Source organism: Blautia sp. ZXY-1-C6, assembly GCF_056339875.1.
The window spans coordinates 1-10,744 of record NZ_JBWJVQ010000070.1 but is presented as its reverse complement, the minus strand read 5'-3'; the positions used below and the strand labels follow the sequence as shown (position 1 = coordinate 10,744).

Below are 10,744 nucleotides of genomic sequence, written 5' to 3'. Positions count from 1 at the left end.
TTATTATAACTGTATCTGATTTCTTTTTCAAGGTATCTCAGCTCATTATTTCCAGAATTTCCAGACTTTTGAACCGTTTTTCAGTGTTCGCAGCAATATAGGTATGGATATGACGTTCCAGTTCATGGAGTACTTCTTCTGTAACAGTAAATGTATAAAGCTTCCCAAGAGAAGCAGTTACTATGTACTGCATGGCATATAATGCAGGTGCTGAGATTCTCTTTGCATCATTTACATGTCCCAGACAGGCTTTATCCAGAATACCATGATTCTGCTGAGAAAAGAAAAGCTCTTCTCCCTCCACAGGCTGTCTTTCGCAGCACACACAATGAAACAGTGAAGGACACAATCCCTGTGCAGCCATCATACGAAGTTCAAAAATACACCTCACCAGCCTGTTATCAATATTCGGGTTCAGAAGTGCCTTCACTGTCACATACAGAAGGTTCATAGATTCTTTCTCGTCAATCCCCTCCTGTCCGAAATAATCTGCCAGTTCCAGAAAATAATATCCATAGTAGATTCCAGGCTGTTCGCCTGCCAGTTCCACAAAATGATGACTGATGGATACCTGATTCAGATTATAACTGGAACGCCCCTCATAAAGGGCAAAGGTTCCAAACACAAAAGGATTGGCAGCCGCCAGAAACTGGCTGTTTGGGCGGCGGGCTCCTTTTGCAAACGCGGAAATCTTGCCTCTTTCTCTGGTGAGAAGGACGATCCGCTTGTCATATTCTCCCACAGGCATGGCAGAGAGCACTACTCCCTGCACAGTTATCAAATCACTCATTCTCTCTGTTTCCTGACTGTCTTTTTATTTAGATTTCCTTCTTATCGTAACCAAAGTTCTTGATAAGGAAATCACTGTCTCTCCAGTCTTTCTTTACTTTTACCCAAAGCTTCAGATTCACTTTTGATTCCAGCATACGCTCAATCTCATATCTTGCATTACTTCCGATTTTCTTTAACATCGCACCCTGTTTGCCGATGATAATTCCTTTGTGAGACTCTCTTTCACAGATAATTGTCGCATCAATATCCACGATTGGATTTTTTCCCGGACGTGTTTTCATCCGGTCAATGGCAACTGCGATTCCATGCGGAATTTCCGCATCCAGTGCATGAAGTGCTTTCTCGCGGATGATCTCAGCCACGATCTGACGCTGAGGCTGATCAGTAACTGTATCTTCGTCATAAAACATAGGACCGTAAGGCAGATATTTCAGGATACAACCGATAATATCCTGTGTATTCTGTCCACGCAGTGCGGAGCATGGGATAATCTCTGCGAAATCGCATACTTTTCGGTAGGTGTCAATGGCAGGAAGGATTTCTTCCTTTGATACAGTATCAATTTTGTTGATGATCAGGATTACCGGCACTCCGATTCCCTGAAGCTGTTCTGCAATATGACGCTCTCCTGCCCCGATAAAGGTACTTGGCTCTACCAGCCACATAATGGCATCTACCTCTTTTAAAGTTCGCTCTGCCACCTGGACCATATATTCTCCCAGCTTATTCTTTGCCTTGTGGATACCGGGAGTATCGAGAAATACGATCTGACCTTCGTCACAGGTATAAACGGTCTGGATACGGTTTCTGGTTGTCTGTGGTTTCTTGGATGTGATAGCGATCTTCTGTCCGATGAGATGATTCATCAGAGTGGATTTACCTACGTTTGGACGTCCAATAATCGCTACAAATCCGGATTTAAAATTTTCGTTCATTCTGTTCTTTCCTTTTTTAACAATTGATCAGTGGTTTCACTTCCATCAGTACATCAGAGGCCTCAGCCACCTTGCTCTCGCTTCCCACCACACATATCTGATCTGCTGCCAGAACTGCCTCTATGATCTCGGCCAGTGCATGGATATCTTCTGCAGACGCATTCAGAATCTGATCACGTTCTTTCTGGAGCATCTCCTCTGTCACACCGCAGAAATATGCTGTCTTGGAAACAGAACCTTTCATCTGAGGTGTCCTGGGAACATCCTTTCCGCTGATGGTACCAATGATATATTTTGTCATCTCGCGCTCATCTGCCTGAAAATTGCGGATATAATCCGGAATCCCCTTATATACATCCAGTGTACGTTTCAGATGAGGATCGCGATAAGATACCAGATAGCTCTCACCATTCCTCTTAAATCCGCTCATACATCCATATGCACCGCCCTTTACGCGCAGATTCATCCACAGATAATCATAACTTAAGATAACCTTCAGAATTTCCAGTGCACCTGTATATTCCAGGCCTTTTTTCTTAAAGTTACCGGTCTGAGCCACATACTGGACCTGTCCGGAAGTCTTAAATCCCTCATTCTTCTTTGTGCAGGTCAGCTTCTCTTCCGATTTCTCCACCGGCTCTGTGCCAAGTCCTGCCTTTACAGCTCCCGCCAGTTTCTGAACTGTCTCCAGGGACTCTCTCTCACCTGTATAACTGATCATAAAGTTCTCCGGACGGAGAATTTTTTTCATCAGTTTGCAAAGCTCTTCTACAGTTTCCTCTTTTCGCTGTTCAAAATCTTTTTCCAGTTTCTCGATAAACTGATAATATCCGATTCCCGCCATCTCATCCTGAAATGCAGCCATCGGAGAAGAATATGCAGCTGCTCTGAGTACAGCAGTGGAATGTCCGGCACCTGTCAGGTTTACCTGTGCCCTGGACTTCACAGATGCAACAATCTCATAGAGACGCTTGGTATCCTCCAGTTTCGAGCTGTTCAGGATCTCCCCGATCATTTTGAAAAGGAAATCCATTTTCGTATAAAGTGCCTTACCTCTTACAGAGAACATAGCCTGAAACTCTTCTGTAGAATCAGCTCTGTCAAAAACCTCTACCCCACAGTTGATACCGCCTGTATTGGCATTGATTTCATTGAACAGTTCTCCGTATGTGTAATTCTCTGTATCCACATAACCCAGTACGGATTTCAAAAGTCCCAGATAAGGAATCTGCTCAGGCGCAATACTGTCAGTCTTAAACATCAGGTCTACGTAACCGATGCCATTTGTGCATACGTCATGGTAAAGGAACAGACTGTCATCTACCGTTAATTCTTCATTTATGATCTTTGCAGCTTCTCTTTTAATATCACTTCTCTTTAACATCGGAATGCACTCCAGTGCTTTTGGATCTTCGCCGGCTTCCTGATATGCTTCCAGTGCTTTCGTCTTCTCAACCATTGCATCCAGCTGTTCTTCAGAAAGACTGCTTCTGTATGCTTCCAGCTTCTCCTCCAGCTCTTTCTCACGCTGGGCTGCCAGACCTTTCTTCGGCACAAGAGTCATGATGCATCCATGTGGATTCTCAAGAAGATATTTACGGATCAGTTCTTCAAAATATCCTTCGTTTACTGCCTTTTTCAGTTTTTCAAAAACTGTAAGCTGCTGTACCTGTGCAAAGGGATTTCCTTTTTCATACAGCCAGTCTCCCAGAATATCCAGACTGTACATCAGTCCTTTCGGATAAGAGGAAAAATCAGCTTCACGATAGCGGAATTCAAAGTAATTGATTCCTGCCTCTACAGCTTTTCTGTCAATTCCATTCTTAACAATATCTCCAAGTACCTGTCTGATCACAGATACGAATTCTTCTTTTCTGTCCGGATTGGAGCCTTTTGCAATTACTGTAAAATACGGCTGGAGAATGCCATCATCATAAGATCCATAGACATCCTTGCCTGCTTTTACATCCAGAAGTGCCTGCTTTAACGGTGCTCCCGGTGCGCTTAACAGTGCGTAATCCAATACCTCAAATGCCATCGCCATCTGACTGTCCGCAGCATTTCCAACAACCATGTTATAAGAAAGATAGGTATTATCCTCTTCTCCCTCATTCTCAGCAACCGGATACTCAAGAGTCACATCCTGGCATGCTCCGAATGCTTTCTGTTCCTGAATAACAGAATCCACATCCAGATAATCAAAATGCGACAGATAATGCTCATCCAGGAATGCCAGTTTCTCTTCCATATCCATATTTCCATACAGATAAATATAGCTGTTGGATGGATGGTAATAAGTTCTGTGGAAATTCAGGAAATTCTCATAGGTAAGATCCGGAATATTTTTCGGATCACCGCCTGATTCACATCCATAAGTGGTATCAGGGAAAAGGTGATTCATAATCTCCCGTTCCAGAACTTCATCCGGCGAGGAGAAAGCACCTTTCATCTCATTATATACAACACCGTTATATTTCAGCGGTCCCTCCTTCTGTTCCAGATGATAGTTCCAGCCTTCCTGACGGAAAATCTCTTCTCTTTTATAGATATTCGGATAAAATACCGCATCCAGATAAACATGCATCAGATTCTGAAAATCCTTATCATTGCAGCTGGCTACAGGATAGCAGGTTTTATCCGGATAAGTCATAGCATTCAGGAACGTATTCAGAGAACCCTTTACCAGTTCTACGAAAGGATCCTTTAATGGAAATTCCCTTGAACCGCAGAGTACACTGTGCTCCAGGATATGTGCCACACCTGTGCTGTCCTTAGGCGGTGTGCGGAATGCGATATTAAATACTTTATTCTCATCATCATTCTCGATCAGCATAACTCTTGCACCTGTTTTCTTATGGCGCAGAAGCCAGCCTGTAGAATGGATATCTGTCAGATTTTCTTCTGTCACAACTTCATAAGCCGTCAAATTTTCTTTGTTCATGTATGCCTCCAGTAATTTTTTATTGGCTTTTCTTTATAATCCGCCTTCTCCCGGGAAATGTGCCTCATAAACTTCTCTTGCTGCCCTTGTTATCATTTCCAGTTCTTCCTGCATGTTGATTTCCTCCGGAAATGCAATGGCAGTGGTATAAATATCGTTCTGAATCTTACTCTTTGCACTTTTCTCACTGATATGGACAATCCCGCACAAGATCGTGTTATAGGCCTTATCCTTCTCGCAGAGTTCCATATAGGTTTTGACCATATGGCAGCATTCTCTGTAAAGCAGTTCTCTGTGAAGCTCACTTTTCTCCTGCATTTCTCTGAATTTCAGCCTGGCAAGGTTTTTCTCGATTTCTTTTCTGGCCCTCTTTAAACCAAACAGCTTTCCCGCTGTATCCTTGCTGTATTCCATTGCCATCCAAAGTGCCAGATATCCATCAGCACGTGTACCGGAGCCTGCCTCTGAAGGTTCTCCGTAACGCAGTTCCCACAGTTCCTTACGGACAGCATTTGCCTCCTCATCTTCACCTGCCGCAATAGACTGGTCAAGAAACATCTTTCTTTTCATCGGATCATGCTCTCTGTAATAAAGAGCAATTGTTGGTGTGTCTGTCATATATTTGTCCTTTCCGGTTACTTTATCTGCAACTGTCTGCTGCCTTTACAGTTACCTTTCTCTTACGATCCAAAACTCTACTTTCATGGCTCTTCATAGGTAAGCTCTGTTTCTGCCAGAGACAGTGCCTCTTCAATAACCTGATCCATATCCATATAGCGATACATGCCAAGTCTTCCGCCAAAGATCACATTCTTCTCTTCCAGTGCGCGACGTTCATATTTGTCAAACAGTTCACTGTTCTTCGGGTCATTGACCGGATAGTACGGCTCTTTGCCTTTCTCCCATGCTGCCGGATATTCTCTGGTGATCACAGTCTTTGGCTGTGTACCAAATTCAAAATGTTTATGCTCGATGATCCTTGTATACGGAACTTCATAATCTGTATAATTGACAACCGCATTGCCCTGATAATTTCCCATATCCAGCACTTCTGTCTCAAATCTCAGTGATCTGTATTCCAGTTCTCCGTAACAATAGTCATAAAATTCATCGATCATACCTGTAAAGAGTACTTTATCTGCCTGTGCAGTCAGTTCTTCTCTGTTTGCAAAGAAATCTGTATTCAGACATACCTGTACACCCTCCAGAAGTTTCTTCACAATACGTGTATATCCACCTTTGGGGATTCCCTGATAAGGATCTTTGAAATAGTTATTATCATAAGTATAACGCAAAGGCAGTCTTTTTATGATAAATGCCGGCAGATCTTTACACTCCCTGCCCCACTGCTTCCTTGTATATCCCTCTACCAGTTTCTCATATACGTCCTGTCCAACCAGTGCAAGCGCCTGTTCCTCCAGGTTCTTCGGATGGGTAATGTGCATTCTTGCGATCTGTTCCTGTATCTTCGCTTTTGCCTCTGCAGGAGTACGTACTCCCCAGAGCTGATGGAAGGTATTCATATTAAACGGCAGATTATATAACTCATCCTTATAGACTGCGATCGGTGAATTTACAAAATGATTAAATTCTGCAAACTGATTGATATAATCCCACACCTGTTTTCTAGAAGTATGGAAAATATGTGCACCGTATCTGTGTACCTGGATCCCCTCTACTTCTTCTGTGTAAATATTACCGCCGATATGACCTCTCTTATCGATCACAAGGCATGTTTTCCCCCGTCTTGTGGCCTCATGTGCAAATACTGCACCAAAAAGGCCGGCTCCTACTATCAGATAATCATATTTCTTCATGTGCGACACCTTCTTCTTGTAATAATCAAGCGGATAAAATCATCCGCTTCGCTACGCAGCTCTACACCGAATAACTGCTCCGCAGTTTATCAGGTTAAAAAAGCAGTAACGCTTTTTTTGCGCTACTGCCATTATAACAAATTCATCCGAAAATGGATAGTCTTTCTATTCTATTATTTTCCTGTCACTTTATCAAACACATCTGTGATTTCTTTGGATGGTGCTTTTGTAGCCAGACTGAAGATAATAATCATCGCAAGGCTGACAGCAAAACCTACAGCCAGAGAATAAAGTCCTGTATAAGAACCAAGAGTCTGTCCTGCGACAAACGGTATATAATCCCAGACGATAACTGTCAGACCACCGGAAACAATACCTGCAACTGCACCTGCAAGGTTTGTTCTTCTCCAGAACAGTGACATTACCACAGTCGGACCAAACGCTGCACCAAGACCGGCCCATGCATTGGATACCAGTCCCATGATACTGCTGTTCGGATTCCACGCGATCACAAATGCCAGAACAGACACCACGATAACCGTAAGTCTTGCAACTGCAAGGATTTCCTTTGAGTCTGCATCCTTCTTAATGAACTGATGATATAAATCCTCAGATGCTGCGGACGCTGTTACCAGAAGCTGTGAATCAGCTGTGGACATAATTGCCGCAAGAATACCGCAAAGGAAGATTCCTCCGATAAACGGAAGTCCCAGATGACTGGAAAACAGTTTATTGATCATCTCGATAAATACACTCTCTGAGGAAGATGCACCATTTTCACCAAGTACAGTCGGAAGCAGGTATGCACGTCCTATAATACCGATAAAGCACGCTGCTGTCAGAGAAAGGATATCCCACACGATTGCGATCGCACTGGATTTTTTTAATTCTTTCTCACTCTTTACAGCCATGAAGCGGGTAAGGATATGAGGCATACCGCAGTATCCAAGTCCCCATGCAAGCTGGGAAAAGATTTCAACAAATGTATATGGGCGCTCTCCGTTCTCAAAAGGATTCAGGAAAGCTGCTGCTCCCCCCGGTGCTCCGCTCTGTGTCAGAAGATCACTCAGACTTCCGCTCAGTGTAAAGTAGGCAACCAGCGGAACGATCAGAAGACCGATCAGCATCAGTGTTCCCTGTACAAAGTCAGTTACGCATACAGCCATAAATCCCCCCATAAATGTATAACAGAGGATAACTGCTGCACCAATTGCCAGAGCTATATGATAATCAATTCCAAATACTGTGTTAAAAAGTTTACCGCCTGCTGCCAGTGCAGAAGCTGTATAAACCAGGAAAAAGATTACGATCACGATGGATGAAAGCAATAACAGGATTCTCTTCTTATCCTGAAATCTGTTCTCAAGAAATGCCGGGATTGTAAGGGAATTGTTTGCTGCGATCGTATATTTACGAAGTCTGTGTGAAATACACACCCAGTTTAATACAGTTCCGATGAACAGACCTACAGCAATCCAGATCTGTCCTGTTCCCAGTGAATAAATTGCTCCCGGAAGTCCCATTAAGAGCCATCCGCTCATATCTGATGCCTGTGCTGAAAGAGCAGCTACCCATGCATTCAGTCCACGTCCGCCCAGAAAATAATCTTCCGAGCTGCTTGTTTTTTTCATATAAACCACACCAATGACTATCATAAGCAACAGATAGGCAACAAATGCGGACAATATGACCATTGTTGTACCACTCAAATTTACTCCTCCTTTTTTCTTCTTTTTTTCATACACTCTGGATTTGTCAAAGTGTGTTCTGTTTCCTTCACATATTTATCCAAAAACAGAATACAGTCATTTTATATACTGCAAAAAGTAACCGGGTACCACTTCTGTACCCGGCTACTTTACCACATTACCTTAGCATCACGCAAGTGTATTTCTTGTTTTTCGACATTTTTCCGCCATTTTATGGAATTATTACTGTTACCGTCCGGCAAAGACCTTCACAGTAACTGTTTTATATTTTTACACCCAAACAGGTACTCTGTCAATCAGAAATTTATCTGTTTCTGTCTGCCAGCCTGTTTACATTCTCTTTTTGCTGTATGTTTTCTGCCTGCCAGAGCGTGTCTGAAAAATGCTTTACGCAAGATGTGCGTCACAATTTGTGGGAGATTTTGTTCGGATGAGGGCGTCGTAGTGGGCTACGACAACCGAATTCGGACAAAATATACCGCAAAGTGGGGCGTGCAGATTGCGGGAATGATTTTTCAGACACGCTCCAGGGCTTTATCTTTTTTCAGATAAACATTCTTAATATAGGAAATCAGTACCTCTTCCCCATGATCATTAAGTATCCGCAGCAGCCCCTCCAGATCTCTCTTTGTCTTCGGATGGATAAACCACAGCTTTTCCTTACCTTTCAGATAATAGTCCAGCGGCTGATGCTGATCATACTTATCCCCCAGATAATTTCTGGAAGCACTGATCCTGTCCATCACCATTTCCGCAATATATTTACGGGGCATGGGCACACCATTGATGATATGCTCATCTCCCGGTGCATAATCTACCCAGTACTCAAAATGATGTTTGTTGCGCCCTTTATGATGAAGCCAGGATTTTGATATTCCTGTATCTTCTCTTTCTGCATTGTTGGGACTTCTGTCTCCCTGATAGTATTTACATCCAACCAGAAATTCCACAGGTGCATATTTGGACAGGTCATGAAGCAGTCCCTGTTTATACATACCAGCCCGGAAACAGTAATGCATAACCAACAGCTTATGTCTGGTTATTGTTTTAAAGTGCAGCCACGGATGCATCTTTCTTCTCCTCCTCTACAGCCATCAGCACCACGATCGTACGCGGTGTGACCTTCAGCTTTTTACTATAAGTTTCCTGTTCCTGCTCCAGGAAACCATTCTCTTTCACAGCACTGGTATCAATCACTTTCTTCCATTTTCTGTATCCTGCCAGATTAGGAAGCGCAAAAATACGATCTTCCCAGTGAAAGTTATATGCAACGTATATGGAAGCATCCTCGCTGCCGTCTGCCCGGTGCGCATAGGCGCCACAATACATAATTCCAAGCAGTCTGGATGTGTTCTCAGAATTCATATACCATGCGCGTTCTCCATGAAGGGAAACATCCGGCAGTCCCCTGGTCTGATAATCCACTCCGTACATTTCTCCCGGAACATGAAGAATCGGATGTTCTTTCCGGAAAGCAATGGCATTCTTTACAAACTGAAACAGGGATTCATTTTTCTTCAGTGCTTTCCAGTCAATCCATCCAACCTGATTATCCTGACAATAGGCATTATTATTTCCGTTCTGCGAATTTCCAAACTCATCCCCGCCATAGATCATAGGAACACCCTGACTGAGTAGCACCATAAGAAAAGCATTTCTGATCTGACGTTCTCTCATCTGTCTGATCTGCAGCCTTCTGCTTGGCCCTTCCACGCCACAGTTCCAGGAATAATTATAACTGCTGCCATCGTGATTATTCTCCTGATTTGCTTCATTATGTCTGTAATTATAGGTCACCATATCATTCATGGTAAAGCCATCCTGACAGGCCATATAATTAATGACTGCATAGGTATTTGGATTCCTTCTGATATGGTAAGCAGCCGCTGAAACCATATCCTCGTCACTTTTCAGAAAACGGCGCATATCCTGCAAAAATCCCGGATTATACTGTGCAATACATTTGTCTTCCGGTTTCTTCTTTTTCCGGATCTGGCTCTCATCAAAATCGTGAAACATCAGCCGGGTATCACTTAAAACTCCGTCATGCATCAACAATTTGGCAGAAACTCCCTCACCCAATACATGAAATCCGTCTACATGATAATAAAGCTTCCAGAACTGCAATGCCCTGAGTGCTGTCACAGGATTACATTCTCGTGGAAAATACATTTCCATGATACAGGCAATTCCGGCCTGATGCAGTTTTTTAATGAATGTTTTAAACTCTTTCTCCGGATCATCTGTTGCACAGTAAGATCTCTTGGGTGCAAAATAATAGCCATACATATATCCCCAGAAATTAACACGTCCCTGTGTATGCTTCTCAGATACCATTTTCTCAGATTCAGAATTCTTACAGGTACCGCTTTCCATAAATTCATATGCAGGCATCAGTTCAATTGTATTGATACCAAGCTCTTTCCAGTACGGGATCATTTCCTCCAGTGCCTGAAAAGTTCCCTTTGTACCGGTTATCGTCCGATTCGCTTTTGTATATCCGCGCACATGCAGTTTATAAAGGATCATTTCGTGATATGGAATAGCCGG

At 43.1% G+C, this 10,744-nt stretch carries 9 protein-coding genes and 1 pseudogene; 1 reads left to right on the top strand and 9 read right to left on the bottom strand.

Going from position 1 to position 10,744, the window contains the following annotated elements; genetic code table 11:
• Positions 1–37: 37 nt before the first annotated feature.
• From recO to AC075J_RS02785, 7 genes are all read right to left on the bottom strand, one after another.
• Positions 38–790, bottom strand: coding sequence for a DNA repair protein RecO (recO, locus tag AC075J_RS02815; protein WP_020993685.1), 753 nt, complete (start codon positions 788–790; stop codon positions 38–40).
• Positions 791–818: 28 nt separating this feature from the next.
• A complete protein-coding gene (gene era / locus AC075J_RS02810; RefSeq protein ID WP_008707556.1) occupies positions 819–1,727 on the bottom strand; it encodes a GTPase Era in 909 nt (302 codons plus the stop codon).
• Positions 1,728–1,743: 16 nt separating this feature from the next.
• On the bottom strand, positions 1,744–4,668 hold the full coding sequence (locus AC075J_RS02805) for an insulinase family protein (protein ID WP_055200475.1): 2,925 nt from the start codon (positions 4,666–4,668) through the stop codon (positions 1,744–1,746).
• A gap of 33 nt (positions 4,669–4,701) precedes the next feature.
• The gene (locus AC075J_RS02800; protein WP_055200477.1) at positions 4,702–5,286 is read right to left on the bottom strand and encodes a DUF6553 family protein; all 585 of its coding nucleotides are present in this window, start codon (positions 5,284–5,286) and stop codon (positions 4,702–4,704) included.
• Between the two features lie 83 nt (positions 5,287–5,369).
• On the bottom strand, positions 5,370–6,485 hold the full coding sequence (glf, locus tag AC075J_RS02795) for a UDP-galactopyranose mutase (RefSeq protein WP_025577203.1): 1,116 nt from the start codon (positions 6,483–6,485) through the stop codon (positions 5,370–5,372).
• 173 nt (positions 6,486–6,658) lie between these two features.
• Positions 6,659–8,194: a sodium/proline symporter PutP gene (gene putP / locus AC075J_RS02790; RefSeq protein ID WP_195382831.1), complete on the bottom strand. Its 1,536-nt coding sequence runs from the start codon at positions 8,192–8,194 to the stop codon at positions 6,659–6,661.
• Between the two features lie 387 nt (positions 8,195–8,581).
• Entirely contained in the window at positions 8,582–8,671 is a 90-nt protein-coding gene (locus AC075J_RS02785; RefSeq protein ID WP_329288283.1) for a DUF6783 domain-containing protein, read from the bottom strand.
• Between AC075J_RS02785 and AC075J_RS02780 the strand changes: the two are divergent.
• Positions 8,630–8,746 (top strand): annotated as a pseudogene (locus AC075J_RS02780) (DUF6783 domain-containing protein); the annotation flags it as partial. The gene AC075J_RS02785 and the pseudogene AC075J_RS02780 overlap by 42 nt on opposite strands.
• Here AC075J_RS02780 and AC075J_RS02775 read toward each other — a convergent pair.
• Positions 8,710–9,264, bottom strand: coding sequence for a DUF5662 family protein (locus AC075J_RS02775; RefSeq protein WP_025577200.1), 555 nt, complete (start codon positions 9,262–9,264; stop codon positions 8,710–8,712). The pseudogene AC075J_RS02780 and the gene AC075J_RS02775 overlap by 37 nt on opposite strands.
• Positions 9,242–10,744 (bottom strand): Type II secretory pathway, pullulanase PulA and related glycosidase (locus AC075J_RS02770; protein ID WP_476389957.1); only part of this gene is annotated, 1,503 nt, incomplete at its 5' end. The genes AC075J_RS02770 and AC075J_RS02775, both read right to left, overlap by 23 nt.

Coding starts and splice junctions, on each gene's coding strand:
- AC075J_RS02800 (WP_055200477.1), bottom strand. CDS start 5,286: ATGACAGACACACCAACAATTGCTCTTTATTACAGAGAGCATGATCCG.
- glf (WP_025577203.1), bottom strand. CDS start 6,485: ATGAAGAAATATGATTATCTGATAGTAGGAGCCGGCCTTTTTGGTGCA.
- AC075J_RS02805 (WP_055200475.1), bottom strand. CDS start 4,668: ATGAACAAAGAAAATTTGACGGCTTATGAAGTTGTGACAGAAGAAAAT.
- era (WP_008707556.1), bottom strand. CDS start 1,727: ATGAACGAAAATTTTAAATCCGGATTTGTAGCGATTATTGGACGTCCA.
- AC075J_RS02775 (WP_025577200.1), bottom strand. CDS start 9,264: ATGCATCCGTGGCTGCACTTTAAAACAATAACCAGACATAAGCTGTTG.
- recO (WP_020993685.1), bottom strand. CDS start 790: ATGAGTGATTTGATAACTGTGCAGGGAGTAGTGCTCTCTGCCATGCCT.